General features: G+C 47.6%; 14 protein-coding genes and 1 pseudogene. 10 read left to right on the top strand and 5 right to left on the bottom strand.

Annotation, left to right across the window (positions count from 1 at the left end; all coding sequences use genetic code 11):
* The first annotated feature begins 42 nt into the window (after nucleotides 1-42).
* From A2621_02170 to A2621_02130, 9 genes and pseudogenes are all read left to right on the top strand, one after another.
* Entirely contained in the window at nucleotides 43-1452 is a 1410-nt protein-coding gene (locus A2621_02170) for a UDP-N-acetylmuramate--L-alanine ligase (GenBank protein OFW89691.1), read from the top strand.
* Nucleotides 1434-2333, top strand: coding sequence for a UDP-N-acetylenolpyruvoylglucosamine reductase (locus A2621_02165; GenBank protein ID OFW89690.1), 900 nt, complete (start codon nucleotides 1434-1436; stop codon nucleotides 2331-2333). Before A2621_02170 ends, A2621_02165 begins: the two co-directional genes overlap by 19 nt.
* Nucleotides 2333-3298, top strand: a complete 966-nt coding sequence (locus tag A2621_02160; GenBank protein ID OFW89689.1) for a hypothetical protein — start codon at nucleotides 2333-2335, stop codon at nucleotides 3296-3298. Before A2621_02165 ends, A2621_02160 begins: the two co-directional genes overlap by 1 nt.
* A complete protein-coding gene (locus tag A2621_02155; protein OFW89688.1) occupies nucleotides 3277-4056 on the top strand; it encodes a hypothetical protein in 780 nt (259 codons plus the stop codon). The genes A2621_02160 and A2621_02155 overlap by 22 nt, the downstream gene beginning before the upstream one ends.
* Before the next feature lie 3 nt (nucleotides 4057-4059).
* Nucleotides 4060-5280, top strand: coding sequence for a cell division protein FtsA (locus tag A2621_02150; GenBank protein OFW89687.1), 1221 nt, complete (start codon nucleotides 4060-4062; stop codon nucleotides 5278-5280).
* An 11-nt stretch (nucleotides 5281-5291) separates the two neighbouring features.
* Nucleotides 5292-6236, top strand: a pseudogene (locus A2621_02145) (cell division protein FtsZ).
* 582 nt (nucleotides 6237-6818) lie between these two features.
* Nucleotides 6819-7271: a hypothetical protein gene (locus A2621_02140; protein ID OFW89686.1), complete on the top strand. Its 453-nt coding sequence runs from the start codon at nucleotides 6819-6821 to the stop codon at nucleotides 7269-7271.
* A gap of 1 nt (nucleotide 7272) precedes the next feature.
* The gene (locus tag A2621_02135) at nucleotides 7273-7854 is read left to right on the top strand and encodes a hypothetical protein (protein OFW89685.1); all 582 of its coding nucleotides are present in this window, start codon (nucleotides 7273-7275) and stop codon (nucleotides 7852-7854) included.
* A gap of 188 nt (nucleotides 7855-8042) precedes the next feature.
* Nucleotides 8043-8585: a hypothetical protein gene (locus tag A2621_02130; GenBank protein OFW89684.1), complete on the top strand. Its 543-nt coding sequence runs from the start codon at nucleotides 8043-8045 to the stop codon at nucleotides 8583-8585.
* On the opposite strand, the gene A2621_02125 is transcribed toward A2621_02130, so the two are convergent.
* The 5 genes from A2621_02125 to A2621_02105 all read right to left on the bottom strand — a co-directional run bounded on the left by A2621_02125 (nucleotide 8554) and on the right by A2621_02105 (nucleotide 13320).
* Nucleotides 8554-9495 carry a hypothetical protein gene (locus tag A2621_02125; protein OFW89683.1) on the bottom strand — a complete coding sequence of 314 codons (942 nt, stop codon included), beginning with the start codon at nucleotides 9493-9495 and terminating at the stop codon, nucleotides 8554-8556. The genes A2621_02130 and A2621_02125 overlap by 32 nt on opposite strands.
* A gap of 207 nt (nucleotides 9496-9702) precedes the next feature.
* Complete coding sequence (locus A2621_02120; GenBank protein ID OFW89682.1) at nucleotides 9703-11262, bottom strand: hypothetical protein; 1560 nt, start codon at nucleotides 11260-11262, stop codon at nucleotides 9703-9705.
* Nucleotides 11263-11422: 160 nt separating this feature from the next.
* Entirely contained in the window at nucleotides 11423-11950 is a 528-nt protein-coding gene (locus tag A2621_02115) for a hypothetical protein (GenBank protein OFW89681.1), read from the bottom strand.
* 321 nt (nucleotides 11951-12271) lie between these two features.
* Nucleotides 12272-13027 (bottom strand): hypothetical protein, encoded by a 756-nt coding sequence (locus tag A2621_02110; GenBank protein ID OFW89680.1) that lies wholly within the window; start codon nucleotides 13025-13027, stop codon nucleotides 12272-12274.
* Nucleotides 13028-13131: 104 nt separating this feature from the next.
* A complete protein-coding gene (locus A2621_02105) occupies nucleotides 13132-13320 on the bottom strand; it encodes a hypothetical protein (GenBank protein OFW89679.1) in 189 nt (62 codons plus the stop codon).
* A 245-nt stretch (nucleotides 13321-13565) separates the two neighbouring features.
* Here A2621_02105 and A2621_02100 point away from each other — a divergent pair, with 245 nt between their 5' ends.
* Nucleotides 13566-14162, top strand: a complete 597-nt coding sequence (locus A2621_02100; GenBank protein OFW89678.1) for a superoxide dismutase — start codon at nucleotides 13566-13568, stop codon at nucleotides 14160-14162.
* Nucleotides 14163-14181: the final 19 nt, after the last annotated feature.

Genomic DNA, 14181 nt, shown 5'->3' with positions numbered 1-14181 from the left:
GATGACCCCACCAAGCTTTGTTAAACATTTCAGAAAATCAGAATGAAAACACATCCTCTTTCTATTGGTACTCTTCACATTATTGGCATCGGTGGCATCGGCATGAGTAGTCTTGCCGAAGTCCTTCATCGGTCTGGCCACTCTGTGCAAGGTAGTGATCGAGCAGATAATAAAAACATAGAACGCTTGAGGCACTTAGGAGTCCCTGTCTTTATTGGAACAGATCCCAAGAATGTGGAAGGGGCGACCACGGTGGTGCGTTCTTCCGATGTGCCCCTTAACAACCCAGAAGTGGTGGCCGCTCGCAAAAAAGGCATTGCGGTGCTCTCTCGCGCCGAGCTTTTGTCAGAAATCATGCGGTATACTTCTGCCATTGCCATCAGCGGCACCCATGGAAAAACAACGACGACTTCTTTAATGGCAACGATGATGATAGAGGCGGGCCTGGATCCCACCGTCCTCAGTGGCGGTATTTTGGTTGACCTTCTCTCCAATGCCCGTGCAGGTGCCGGCAATTGGATGGTGGTGGAAGCCGACGAATCGGATCAAACATTTATTCAAATTCCTGCCACAATCGCGGTGATCACCAATATCGAACCTGAGCATCTCAACAATTATGGTAGCTTCGCCAAATTAAAAGAAGCCTTTATAAAGTTTGCAAATGACGTCCCATTTTATGGATTTTCCGTGGTCTGCCTTGATCATCCTGTCGTGAAAGAAATTTTACCCAAGATCACAAAACCTCATATTACTTATGGGACCCACAAAAAAGCAGACTGCCGCGCAACCAACATTAAGCATACATCCACTGGCATGAGCTTTGATGTTCATTTCGATAATTACGATATCAAAGATGTTCAGCTTGCCCTCCATGGGCGTCATAATGTGTTGAATGCCCTAGCGGTGATTGTTGTCGCCATAAAAATGGGCGTTTTCCCGTCCATTATTAAACATACCCTGGCTTCTTTTTCGGGCGTGCAACGTCGCTTCACCACCGTCGCGGAAGTGGAGGGTGTGACCATTGTTGACGACTATGGGCACCATCCAACCGAAATTGCAGCTGTGTTGACGGCAGCTCAAAAACTCACGAAGCACAAAGTAATCGCCGTGGTACAACCCCATCGTTATAGCCGTTTACATGATTTATTCAAAGAATTTGCAACTTGTTTTTCCAATGCAGACACGGTCATCTTGGCTCCCGTTTATGCCGCCGGAGAAAAACCCATACCGAACGCAACCCATACGGCCCTTGCGGCCGAAGTGCACAAACACTTCAAAGGCAAAGTTTATACCATTAATGCGGAAGAAGAATTGGCCCCTCTTCTTAAAACAATCGTACACAAGGGGGATTACGTTATTCTCTTGGGCGCTGGTAGCATCAGCCAATGGGCCCACAATCTTCCTAAAAGTCTTGAACCCTTGTTGAAACACTCATGGAAAAAAATCTCCTAAACTACCTGCCACAGGTGCGGGGACGGTATCAACCTCAAGCTCCCCTGGGGCCCCAGGTCTGGTTTCGCAGTGGTGGGCCAGCCGAGATTCTTTTCAAGCCAGAAGACATCGCCGATTTAGAACATTTTCTCAAACACATCCCCCCCTCTATTCCGGTGACGGTGATTGGAGTGGGCTCCAACTTGTTGGTCAGAGATAAAGGGGTGCGCGGGGTTGTCATTAAGCTTGGAAAAGGGTTTAATGACATAAGAGTTGAGGGAACCACTTTGACAGCCGGCGCTGCGGCGCTTGATCGCACTGTTGCGCTAGAGAGTGCAGAGAGAGGCTTGTCAGGATTCGAGTATTTTGTAGGAATTCCCGGCACCATAGGGGGAGCTATCAGGATGAACGCAGGCGCCTACGGCCAAGAGGTCAAGGATCATTTGATTTCCTGTGAGGTGATCAACCGATCGGGCGAAAGATCTACCAAGATGCCCCTTCAGCTAGGATTTACCTATCGCAGCAGCACTCTTTCCGCCGACGACATCGTGATTTCTGCCACTTTTCAGGGCACCCCGGGCACCCCCAGCACCATTCATGCCCGCCTCAGCAAGATTATGGCGGAGCGGGAAGCGACCCAACCCGTTCGCAGCCGCACCGGAGGCAGCACCTTTAAAAACCCTCTTCCCCAAAAAGCGTGGGAGCTGATCGATGAAGCCGGCTGTCGTGGTCTCACGAAAGGAGGGGCACAGATCTCGGAAAAACATTGTAACTTCCTTATAAACACTGGTACCGCCACCTCCGCAGATCTTGAATCTCTCGCTGAAGACGTGCGTCTTCGTGTCAAAGAAAAAACAGGCGTCTCCCTTCAGTGGGAAATTAAACGAATTGGAGTTCTTTGATGACCACCCCCTCCCCCCTCCTCTTAAAGAGAAGCCATGTTCCTTCCAAAACCAGCGTTGCTTTCCTGGTGGGGGGATGGAACAATGAACGAGAAGTCTCTCTTATGTCGGGCAAAGGCATCTTAGAGTCTCTCCAACGCCAAGGATATCAGGTGAGAACCCTCGACCTTCAGCGCGATATGAAAGAACTGATCACCTTCCTCACCCCCAAGCCCGATATCATCTTTATGGGCGCTTTGCATGGCCTCTTTTTTGAAGATGGGCGTCTTCAAGGGTTACTGGATATTCTTCAAATCCCCTATACCCATTCCAATGCTCTGTCCTCAGCCATTGGGATGCATAAACCCACCTCTCTGAAAGTTTTCCAAAGCATGGGTATTCCCATTGCAAAGGGAGGGGTCTATGAGTGGGAAGAGATTAAAACCAAGCATCCCATGCATGCACCTTATGTCATCAAACCTATAGATGAGGGGTCCAGCGTCGGGGTATATATTATTAACGACACCTCAAAGCCGTTAGAAGACCAAATTCATTGGATCTTTGGCGACCAGGTGCTTGTAGAAGAATATGTTGCTGGCCAAGAACTTTCCTGTGCAGTCATCGAAAACAAAGCCCTTGGCGTGTTAGAACTCTCCCCCAAAGAGGGATTCTATGATTTCACCAATAAGTATACCGATGGAAAAACAGACCACTATATGCCCGCCCGCATTTCAAAAGAGGTTTATGATCAAGTTATGGAGTATTCAGAACGTGCCCATAAAGCCCTCGAGTGCAGCGGTGTTACCCGTTGTGATATTCGGTATGACGCCAACACGGGTAAAATGGCTTTCCTAGAGATCAATACTTTGCCTGGGTTTACCCCTCTCTCCATCGTGCCAGAAATTGCGGCCTACCGGGGTATTTCCTTTGATCAACTCGTCTATTCACTTATCGAGGAGGGACTATGTCGCGCCTCGCCGCGGTAGGATCACGGCCGCCAGTCCGCCCCTCTCTCCCCAAGTGGAAACTGTTTCTCAAACTCTTTCTGTTTGGGGCTCTCCTTATTGCACTTCTATTGGGTTGGCTGTCATACTCAGGAGTGTTTGAGCGGGCTCATGCAGCATTAGTGCATCGATACGAACGCTATCAAATTGCGCTCGGGTTTCAGATTAAAAAGATTTCTATCCACGGGCGTCACGCCATCCCCCAAAATGATCTTCTCAAGGGGCTTGAGGTGCGCCTGGGCGACCCCTTCTCGCGCTTTGATCCTGAGCTGGCATACAGCCAACTCAGCCAACACCCGTGGGTGAAGTCCATTTTGATTCAACGCCAATGGCCCGATGGCATCCACGTGATAGTGCATGAACGCGTCCCGATGGCTCTTTGGCAGTATCATCAAAAAGTGGTTCTGGTGGACGAAACGGGCGAAGTCCTCACCCCCCACATTGAAGACTATAAACAATTCCCCTTGGTCATTGGTTTTGGCGCGCCCCAAAGTGCCCACGACCTTCTCCAAGAGTTGAAAAAATATCCCAACCTTCTCCAAGACGTGGTGGCAGCCACCCGCGTTGGAAACCGTCGGTGGGATCTCAGGTTAAAAAATGGGGTTACCCTTATGTTGCCTGAAAAAGAATATGCCCAAGGGTTAAAAACATTGGACGGATTACAGAAAAAAATACAAATCTTTGAAAAGGCAAAAAAAGTGATCGATTTAAGACTCCCTAAAAAAATGGTCATGAGATAAGACATGGCCGCAGATACACTCACCGCTCTTGATATTGGAACCACAAAGGTCAGTTGTGTGATCGCCGAGTATGATGCCCGCACCCTTAAATATCATTTGATGGGCGCTGGGTCCCACGCGTCCCGAGGTGTTAAAAAGGGCCTCATCACCAGCATCGATGACACAGAAAATGCCATTCTGAATGCGGTGCACGCCGCCGAGAAAATGGCCTCCACCACCATTCAAGATGTGGTGGTTAATATTTCAGGTCAGCACCTGTTGTCCGAGCTGCTAACACTTTCCATCCCCCTCTCTGCCCAAGCTGTAACCGATGACGAGATTAACACGCTTATTCGACGCGCCAGCCATGTGGATGCCCACCACAACTTCGATGTGATCCATGTGTTTCCCCTGCAATATACCCTGGATTCTACCCAAGGAATCCAAGATCCCCGCGGGATGATGGGCCGCACCCTCGCCGCCAAAATGCACGTGATCACTGCCGACCAGCAAGTACTGAAAAATGTCTTACATTGTGTACACCGATGCCACTTGAACGTCCGGTCTGTGATTGCGTCGTCTGTGGCCTCTGGGTATGCGACCCTCACCGAAGACGAAATGAAAATGGGCGTCACGCTCATTGATATGGGAGGCGACACAACAGAGATTTCCATCTTTTACCAAGGCAATGTGATTCATACGCTTTCCGTTCCGTTAGGAGGATTGCATATTACGAACGATATTGCCCACGGCTTTAACACCTCTTTGGCCCAAGCCGAACGCTTGAAAACAGTGTATGGCAGTGCCCTTGAAACGGGGGAAGATGATAAAGTTCTCATGAGTTTCTCTCGCCAAGGAGATGAAAAACCTGACGCCCGCACGGTGAAGAAAAAATATTTAACTCAAGTTATTAAACCCCGCGTGGAAGAGATATTTCAGGTAATTAAAGCTAGACTGGAATCGAGCAACATGTATAAAATAGCAGGGAGAAGAATTGTTTTAACGGGGGGCTGCAGCCAGCTTTCAAGTATAAAAATAATGGCGGCCCAAATATTAGAAAAACAAGTACGGCTAGGGCATCCCCTTAAGATAAAAGGAGATCCTGACGTGATAGCAAATCCATCGATGTCCACCGCCACTGGACTTTTGGATTTTGCGTACCAAGATTGGTATCACCGCCGTGCCTCATCGCAACACATCTCTGCCTGGTCATCCATGATGTCTTGGGTAAAGGAAAATTTTTAAGAGGAAAGAACATGTCACAAAACTTTGAAAATCTAAAACCAAAAATCGTCGTCATCGGAGTTGGTGGGGCGGGGGGAAACGCTGTTAACAACATGATTCGATCCAACCTAGAAGGCGTGGAATTTTCCGTCGCTAACACAGATTCCCAAGCCCTCCACCACTCTTTGGCCAGCACAAAAATTCAGCTTGGCTATGAGCTCACCCAAGGGCTCGGCGCTGGCTCTAAACCCGATGTGGGATGCGCCGCTGCCGAAGAGACACTCGGCGAAATTGAAACCAAAATTAAGGGTAGCCACATGGTGTTCATCACCGCAGGTATGGGGGGAGGTACCGGCACCGGGGCGGCCCCCGTCATCGCGAAAGCGGCGCGTAATGCTGGTATCTTAACCGTGGCTGTGGTCACCAAGCCCTTCCTCTTCGAAGGCGCTCATCGCATGCGGGCCGCAGAAGTGGGCTTAAAAGAACTTCAAAAGCATGTGGATACGCTCATTATTATCCCCAACCAAAACTTGTTCCGCCTGGCTGACACCAAGACCACCTTTGCGGATGCCTTTAATATGGCGGACAATGTTCTTTACTCTGGTGTACGGGGCGTCACAGATTTGATGATCATGCCCGGCCTCATTAACCTTGACTTTGCCGACGTCCGCACCGTAATGAGTGAGATGGGCAAAGCCATGATGGGCACAGGCGAAGCTGAAGGTGAAAATCGGGCACTGGCTGCGGCCGAAGCCGCTGTGGCGAATCCTCTCTTGGATGAGGTTTCTTTGAAGGGGGCAAACGGCGTGCTGATCAACATCACCGGCGGGATGGATATGACCTTGTTCGAAGTGGACGAAGCCGCCAACTATATCCGCGAGCAAGTGGATAAAAATGCCAACATTATTTTTGGATCGACCTTTGACGATCGTTTAGAGGGTCGTATACGCGTCTCTGTGGTGGCGACCGGTATCGAAGATGGCAATGCCCACGGCGGCCGCCTCAGTCGAGACATGGCCAAAGACTTCTTGGCCAGCCCCCTTCCCCAAACCCAGTTGGATTTTGAGGAAGAAGAAATGGCAGACCTCAACCCTCTCTCCCTGGGCACCGAGGATGACATCTTGGTCACAACCACGCCCCCCCTTACCACCGAAGAGGGGACCACCAAACGGTCTTTCTGGGAACGCATTGGGCTAAAAAAAACCAAGGAAGATACCCCTCGTCCTGAGCTGGTACTCAGCCAAAATGATGAGCAAAATCCCGGCCCCATCGCCGACGATACACCGGACGATGAAGACGAAGATTTGGACGTTCCCACGTTCCTGCGTCAGCGAAAGCCTCAGTAAACGGAATGAGCTGAAACCGTAAAACTGCCGTGCTCTATCATCTTCTCACATCATTACCTATTCTACTTATATCTCTGATCTCTTTCACCTTATATGAAAGAAAGAATCTATTATAATGAAGAATCATTATACAACCCATAAGTTGTATAATTTTATTTACTACACACCTTATAAGGTGTAATTATTAAGAGATGACGATAAAAGAAAGGGCTCATGATGACACATCTTATAACACGACAGATTTCTAGGCGAGTAGAAAAATTCAGGAAGGTTTTTACAGAACCTATGCCTAATAAAGGGTGGATTCATGCCATAAGATCTGCTTTGGGTATGACCCTAGAACAATTGGGATCTAAAATGAAGGCCTCATATCAATCTATCCAAAAACTAGAAAATACAGAAATACAGGGATCTCCGACACTCAAAACGATGCAGTCGGTTGCAGAAGCCTTGGACTGTCAATTTGTATATGCTTTTATTCCTAGAATATCTTTAGAAAAAATAGTTGAGGCACAGGCAGAAAAAAAAGCGAGAGAAATCATCGACCAAGTAGGACATTCTATGTCTTTAGAAAATCAATCCATAAGCAAAGAAGAACTAGAAATTCAAATTAAAATTTTAAAGGAGAATTTCAAACGCGGAAATTTAAACAAAATATGGGAATAAAATGAAATTTACATATCCAGAAAGTGCAACGCCACTTGAATTAGACGAAATTCATACCCTCTTGCAAAAACATATTAGTACTCAAAAAGAACTGGATGAAGCTGAAGCTGAAAATATCGTCAACGGACAAAACTGGGCTTTTTCTAGAAAGAGAAACCATATTTTAACAATTCCTTTTCTATTGAAGGTTCACAAGAAAATGTTTGAGCATGTTTGGGCATGGGCTGGGAAATACAGAAAACGAGATACCAATATAGGAGTAACCCCCCATCAGATCTCTTTAGAGCTTATCAACCTTTTAGATAATGTGAAATTCTGGATTAAAAATTCTGTTTATAGTTTTGATGAAATTGCAGTAAGGTTTCACCATAAATTAGTATGGATCCACCCCTTTCCGAATGGAAATGGCCGACATGCAAGACTTATGACCAACCTTCTATTATACAATTACGATAAGCCCCAGTTTGCCTGGGGAAAACACAATTTAGGTGAGAAAAATGACATCAGAAAGTTTTATATAGATGCTCTAAAAGCTGCCGATAAAAATGACTTCAGTCTCCTTTTGAAATTTGCCAGAAGTTAGAGAAATTGGAGAGAATTTCAGATACTTACAGAGGTGAAGACGAAGATTTGGACGTTCCCACGTTCCTGCGTCAGCGAAAGCCTCAGTAAACGGAATGAGTTAAATTCCCAAAAAAAATCCGAGGTATGACGAATAATGGTTGATTTGCAACAAAAAAAGCTTCATTCTTGAAAAAGGAGGCGACACACATGCAAAAAAAATTAATTCTACTTTTTTCTCTATGTTTTTCTGTAGGAACAAACATATATGCTAATACCCTAAAATTCTGCAAGACCACTTGTCTGGAAAAGAATATAGATTCAACCACACGCTCTTCTTGTGCGAAAAAATGTCTCAAGGTTAAAGTGTTAAAAGAGCTTCTCATGTTCCAACGAAGAGGTCTTTATGAGAATCTCCTTTTACATGTTGATAAAAACTCAACAATCCTAGAACAGGCAATGAAAACCGCACGTCGGACAATTGCACGAAACCATACCATCCCAGAAGAGGAACAAGAGGCAATGATTATAGATCTAGCCCATTCCATCTTTCGAGGAGAAAAACTTAAAGAGGCCGCAACCCTAGAAAACAAACTTCTAGATTCCCAATCTTTCCTCAGTGCTCTTAATGATGACGGGCATGACACAAGCGTTCTTAATTGGATAGGCGATCAGATGGAAGCTGTTGTGGCTACCCAAAAGGCCCTCTTGTCAAGGACCTCTAGGCATTCTCGTTTAGGCCACCCCCGCTGAGTTTATTAGGGTTGGGTTTTCCTGTCGCCCGAAGCCGAGCAACTGTAAACCAGCAGACATTTTTTAAATCATCAAAACTTTGCACAACAGACGCCAAGTCATCCATGGCTTCGAACGCTTTCGTACATACCCGTTTATCTTCTTGGCAGGCGTCAGATAAGAGAGCGTCTATTTTTAATCTGTGATAGGCCTCAATCCACTCTGTGCGCACCACCACTTGGTACATCACATCTTCCACATTTATTCCGTCTCGTAAAGGAATACCCGCCAAAATTTTCTTCAAAAGAATCATTTGATTCAGCACGATCAAAAACCGAGGCCGCAATCGTTTTATCCCCTTGTATACCTGGGGATCCTTATATTCAAACATCTCTGCCATCCTCAACGTGCGACGGAATCCCTCAAAAAGACGATGAATATCCAAATTTTCTATGCCATAAATAATGCGATTGATGCGCTCTTGCCCATAGGCCTCATGCGCGCTCTTATTATGATGGCAAAAACGGTTGAGAGACTGAACAAAATTTTCCCGTGAAGCCTCAGTCACTATAAGCGGACGGTCCAGAAAGCTGGAGGAGAGATCTGCCTGACCTAGCCGCTTGCAAATTTCCTTTATCAGCACCTGTTTCAGTGCCGCCTCATAGTTCATCTGATATTGGCGATTTCTAACGTTGTACGTCCGCTCAAATCGGCGGGACAACACAGATCTTTTTTGCTGCAAGGCATCTAGGGCCGTTTTCAAACATCCTGCATAGGTCTTGTCTTTTAGAAGGGCGTAGGTGACACGTTCCAAATCTGTCTCGCACGCGCCCGCGCGATAGCGAATTTGCTCTACGGGGCGAAAAGGCAACCGAAACGCTGCCGTCTGCAGGCTGAGTAAAAGGCTTATAAAAAGAACGCCATACCACATAAATTTTCCCCGTTTTCTAATGGTACCGCAGCTTGGGCCAAAAAGGAAGATGGAAAATGAGAGAAGCAAGGAAAGACTTTATGTATGCTCTGCTCTCTCTGTCATCGAATGAGTTGACTTTTACAGGAATGACAAAGGGGAAAAGCGGGAATGACTCCCCTTGTCACCCTCGCGAAAGCGGGGGTCTAGGAAAGAGAGGAATAGGGATTAGGAGATATTTAGAGGATGACCTGAGGCAGCTCTGTTGGCTATGACGGTTTCCACCAAAGCACGGGCACCCTCAGCACCTATGTTGTTCCCTGTTAGATACAGCTTGGTGAGGGTTGTGTTGTTTTGAAGGGCTTCTGCCAAAACACGGGCACCCTCATCACCGATGTTGTTGAAGCCTAGAGACAGCTCTCTGAGGGTTGTATTGGTTCGAAGAGCTATTGCCAAAGCATGAACACCCTCAACACCAATGTGGTTAGCTATTAGATTCAGATGGGTGAGGGCTCTGTTGGTTCGAAGAGCTTCTGCCAAAGCACGGGCACCCTCATCACCGATGTTGTTGAAGTCTAGATACAGCCCGGTGAGAGATGTGTTGATTTGAAGAGTTTCTGCTAAAACACGGGCACCCCCAACACCGATTTGGTTATTTGTTAGACACAGCTCGGTGAGGGTTGTGTTGTTTTGAAGAGCTTCTGCCAAAACACGGGCACCCCCAACACCGATTTGGTTATTTTTTAGGCCCAGCTGGGTGAGGGCTTTATTGGTTCGAAGAGCCACAGCCAAAGCACGGGCACCGTCAGCACCGATTTGGTTTTTAAATAGATTCAGCTCTCTGAGGGCTTTATTGGTTCGAAGGGCTGCTGCCAAAAAACTCGCACCATGATCACCGATGTTGTTGAAGCCTAGACACAGCTCGGTGAGGGTTGTGTTGTTTTGAAGAGCTTCTGCTAAAGCACGGGCACCCTCAACACCGATTTGGTTTTTAAATAGATTCAGCTCTCTGAGGGCTTTATTGGTTCGAAGGGCTGCTGCCAAAAAACGCGCACCATGATCACCGATGTTGCTGTCGCCTAGACGCAGCTCTCTGAGGGTTCTATTGGTTCGAAGGGCTGCTGCCACAGCACGGGCACCCTCATCACCGATGGAACTAATTGATAGATCCAGCGTAGAGGTAGAAGAGAGAATAGAAGGGAGGCAGGGGAGAAGAGAAATGATTGCTTGTGCACTTTCCGGTTCACTCTTCATCAAAATGACCTCTTGAGGGCTCGTCTCTAAAATCTCTAAGGCAGGGTCAGGGAACCCCACAACCTCAAGGGCAGCATAGGGTGCATGGGGATTTGTGGGTAGAGAAGTGAGGTAGCCAGTTGGATCTACAAAATGCATCTGTTGGAAAAGATGAAGAGGGAGGATGTACCCATCCACCTGACAGTTCCAGTCATGACAGCGGTCTTCATTGAGCGCTGGGTTCAAAAAGACTTCTAAGACTTGTAGCTGTTGTTTCAATGCTGGGGGGAGGTCTTTCCCTTGGCGTTTCGCCCGGGCCTCGCAGAGCACAAGCTGTTCATAAGTTTTCCATTGCTGGGCGAGAGGAATACCCCTGAAAAACTCCGTCGTAATAAATTCTTTGATCTCATCGGGAAGTCCTTGGGAATGGGTTCTCCGAAGCGCTGCGAGGGGTGTGTCCTCGGCGGCGTCTGCCCCTCCTGTTGCGGCCAGGGCGGTGTAGGAAAAAAATCCTAAGCCGAGGATCAGGGCCAAGCGGGTAAAAATCTGTTTCATTTTCCATTCCTTTAAAAAGGGTTGCGTTTTAGATATAGAGTTTTTTTCAGAAAATGCAAGGGTCTAAGTATTTTTTTAAAAGAGTGTATTCCCGTTTTTACGAAGATCTCGTTTTCAAAAATTCTCACGAATTTTCTCGAGAGTGACAGGGTACGGGACACTACAAAGACCAGGCCGTAGGCCTTCCCGGTGCCGAAAGCGCCAGCTCCGTTAGCGCCCAGACCAGGGCATCCAACCGATCCGGCGACGATTCCTCGCGCACGCCCGTGAAACGGCACATTTGATCTTCCAGCTTTTGAAAGCACTGCCGATGGAACACGCGTTTCTTTTCATAGAGCGCCGCGATGGGCTCGGCCCGCACCAGTTTGCCCCGCGTCGCCCGCACCCCTTTATAGCTGAGCCGGGGGTCCACCATCCGCAATGTTGCCTCCACCAAATCACCGCCCTGATTTACCTCAGCCACCACGCGATCAGCCCCATACTCCTCATAGGCCATCGCCACCCGTTCGGCCCATTCGGTGGGTCGATAACGGCCACTGAGGTCTTCCAACACATAAAAGTTATTGTCACGCCCCAGACCCGCCACAATAATCCCCGTTTCGTCGCTGTTTTCATGGTGCGTCACGGCGGGGTCTACGCCAATCACCACCCGGCGAAAACAGTCGTGTGTTAAAGTTTGTTCTGACATGAGTTCCTCCTTTTGGTTGCATTATGAATTGATTCCCCCTTCCCGTCATCGCGAGGAGGCCCCTAAAGCCGATCACACGCGATTCAGCTTTTATAAATGGAGAAGACAGCTGGGCTGCTTCAGAAATCCTGGGCGGATTTCTTCGCAGTGACGGGAGCAACAAGAGTGACGACGGCTACCTTTCTGCTCATCTTTCACAAAATCTGAGTAATGCGTTGTGAAACGAGGACCAAAGAAGCAGAGCGTACTTAAGAGTACGTGAGCATTCTGAGATCCTCGTTTTGCAATGGAGGACTTAAGTTTTTGGGGAAGATAATTGGATCAAACAAAAAGACGGGGTGACGGCAACCCGTATAGAATCAAATCCCGACTCCATAATGCCCCTGGCCGATCCAAGAGCAGTTCTGCATGAATCTCTTGGGCCCCGAGGCGTGTCCCTTCATAAGCCTTTAGGATTTGATGAATAAACAGAGGCGACAAATTCTCTGCATTCTCATAGGTACTGCCTCGTGTCAGATAAGTGGCGGGATCATTCATGAGTTTTTCCAAAAACGGCAAGGGGCGCGGCGTGGTGGTGACCACAGCTTGGGGGTGATCCCCCAGACGGAGCCCAAACATCAATTGATCCCATACTTTTTGGGCATTCCGAAATTTGGCCAGCTCGTCCACCCACGCCCCACCAAACTGGGCTCCGCGCAATTTTTCATAGTTCTCTGCCGTATAGATCATAGCCTTTGCGCCGCAAGGCCACAGCAGTTCGCCCTTACAAATGGTATATTTGGGGCGTTCCCCTTCGCGACTAATGGTGAGAATCCCACTTTCTCCCTCCACCATCACCCGCCGCACCTCATCTTCCGTTTCCGCCACCAAAGCGAGGAGGCGACATTTCTTTTGTCGAATCCAGGTGAGCAGGGTCTCGGCCCCCGTGCGGGTTTTGCCAAAACCCCGCCCCGCGAGGATCAACCATACGGTCCAATCGCCCTCGGGTAAGCGTTGGCTTGGCCGGGCCAATTCTTCCCACTCTCCTGTCACGGCTCTCACCTGGGTGTCGGTTGATGTTTTTATGTCAGCTATCATTTTAACCCCTCCCTTTTTTTATAAAATGGACCCACGAAAAAACCCTCTTGCAAAGAGGGTTTTTCCTAAACTCTATAAGACTCTAAAAAGAGACCTTGAGGTGCCTATTCTTGCTCTAAGAAAGTGTGGCTGGCCGCGCATTCGTCGGTTATTTCCCACGCGCCGTCTTCTCCCACAGTGCCACCTTTGTTTGTGTCTGGAGCATACAAGACATAATCCGCCGCATATGACGCCCCTGCAGCAGAGAGCACTCCAAACGCTAAAATAATGTAAAGTTTTCGTCTCATCATCATGTTATTCCTCATTCATACTACTCTTTATAAGTGTGACATTTTTTGTTTTAACAAACAAGCCCTTATTTTGGGGGTGTCAGGCGGAATTTTAGACGTCATGAGCCATAAATCCTCCTTTTATAGCTCATAAAACACAATTTTAAGAGAAGCGATGGAGTACCCTTGCGTTTGAGAAAGATAAAAAGAAGTTTGTTTTTGTGGTTAAAACTGGTAGGTTAACCGAAGTTTAATTTACAGAGGATGATATGACCATAAAACTGCCTGATTTACCTTACGCTCTTGATGCGTTGGCGCCTTATATTTCAGAGAGAACTCTGTCTATCCACCATGGCAAGCATCACCAGGCGTATGTCACCAACTTGAACAAACTCATTTTGGGAACGGATCTTGAACACAAAGATCTCCAAACCATCATTAAAACCGCTCATCAGAACCCACGGTTAACGGGCGTATTCAACAATGCCGCCCAGGTGTGGAATCATACCTTTTTTTGGCACAGCTTGCATCCCCACGGCGGGGGCAAGCCACCTCAAGAAGTGCTGCACCTGATCGAAAAGTCTTTTTCCAGCTTTGATCATTTTAAAGAAAAGTTTAAAGAAGCTGCCCTGACGCAATTTGGCAGTGGGTGGGCCTGGCTTGTCAAAGAAGGCGCCACGCTGAAAATTGTGAAAACAAGTAATGCGGAAACGCCTTTGACAGACCCCAGCCTTACCCCTCTGCTGACATGTGATGTGTGGGAGCATTCTTATTATTTAGACTATCAGAACCGTCGACCTGACTATGTGGACACGTTTCTTGATCACTTAATGAACTGGTCGTTTGTTCTAAAGAATTTAGAATAAACAAAAAAAAACAACTTCC

Source organism: Alphaproteobacteria bacterium RIFCSPHIGHO2_01_FULL_41_14, assembly GCA_001767855.1.
Taxonomy (GTDB): domain Bacteria; phylum Pseudomonadota; class Alphaproteobacteria; order UBA7879; family UBA5542; genus 2-01-FULL-41-14.
This window is presented reverse-complemented; position numbering and strand designations above follow the sequence as displayed.

Coding starts and splice junctions, on each gene's coding strand:
- A2621_02115 (OFW89681.1), bottom strand. CDS start 11,950: ATGTCAGAACAAACTTTAACACACGACTGTTTTCGCCGGGTGGTGATT.
- A2621_02155 (OFW89688.1), top strand. CDS start 3,277: ATGTCGCGCCTCGCCGCGGTAGGATCACGGCCGCCAGTCCGCCCCTCT.
- A2621_02105 (OFW89679.1), bottom strand. CDS start 13,320: ATGATGATGAGACGAAAACTTTACATTATTTTAGCGTTTGGAGTGCTC.
- A2621_02110 (OFW89680.1), bottom strand. CDS start 13,027: ATGATAGCTGACATAAAAACATCAACCGACACCCAGGTGAGAGCCGTG.
- A2621_02120 (OFW89682.1), bottom strand. CDS start 11,262: ATGAAACAGATTTTTACCCGCTTGGCCCTGATCCTCGGCTTAGGATTT.
- A2621_02160 (OFW89689.1), top strand. CDS start 2,333: ATGACCACCCCCTCCCCCCTCCTCTTAAAGAGAAGCCATGTTCCTTCC.
- A2621_02170 (OFW89691.1), top strand. CDS start 43: ATGAAAACACATCCTCTTTCTATTGGTACTCTTCACATTATTGGCATC.
- A2621_02125 (OFW89683.1), bottom strand. CDS start 9,495: ATGTGGTATGGCGTTCTTTTTATAAGCCTTTTACTCAGCCTGCAGACG.
- A2621_02165 (OFW89690.1), top strand. CDS start 1,434: ATGGAAAAAAATCTCCTAAACTACCTGCCACAGGTGCGGGGACGGTAT.
- A2621_02150 (OFW89687.1), top strand. CDS start 4,060: ATGGCCGCAGATACACTCACCGCTCTTGATATTGGAACCACAAAGGTC.
- A2621_02140 (OFW89686.1), top strand. CDS start 6,819: ATGATGACACATCTTATAACACGACAGATTTCTAGGCGAGTAGAAAAA.
- A2621_02135 (OFW89685.1), top strand. CDS start 7,273: ATGAAATTTACATATCCAGAAAGTGCAACGCCACTTGAATTAGACGAA.
- A2621_02100 (OFW89678.1), top strand. CDS start 13,566: ATGACCATAAAACTGCCTGATTTACCTTACGCTCTTGATGCGTTGGCG.
- A2621_02130 (OFW89684.1), top strand. CDS start 8,043: ATGCAAAAAAAATTAATTCTACTTTTTTCTCTATGTTTTTCTGTAGGA.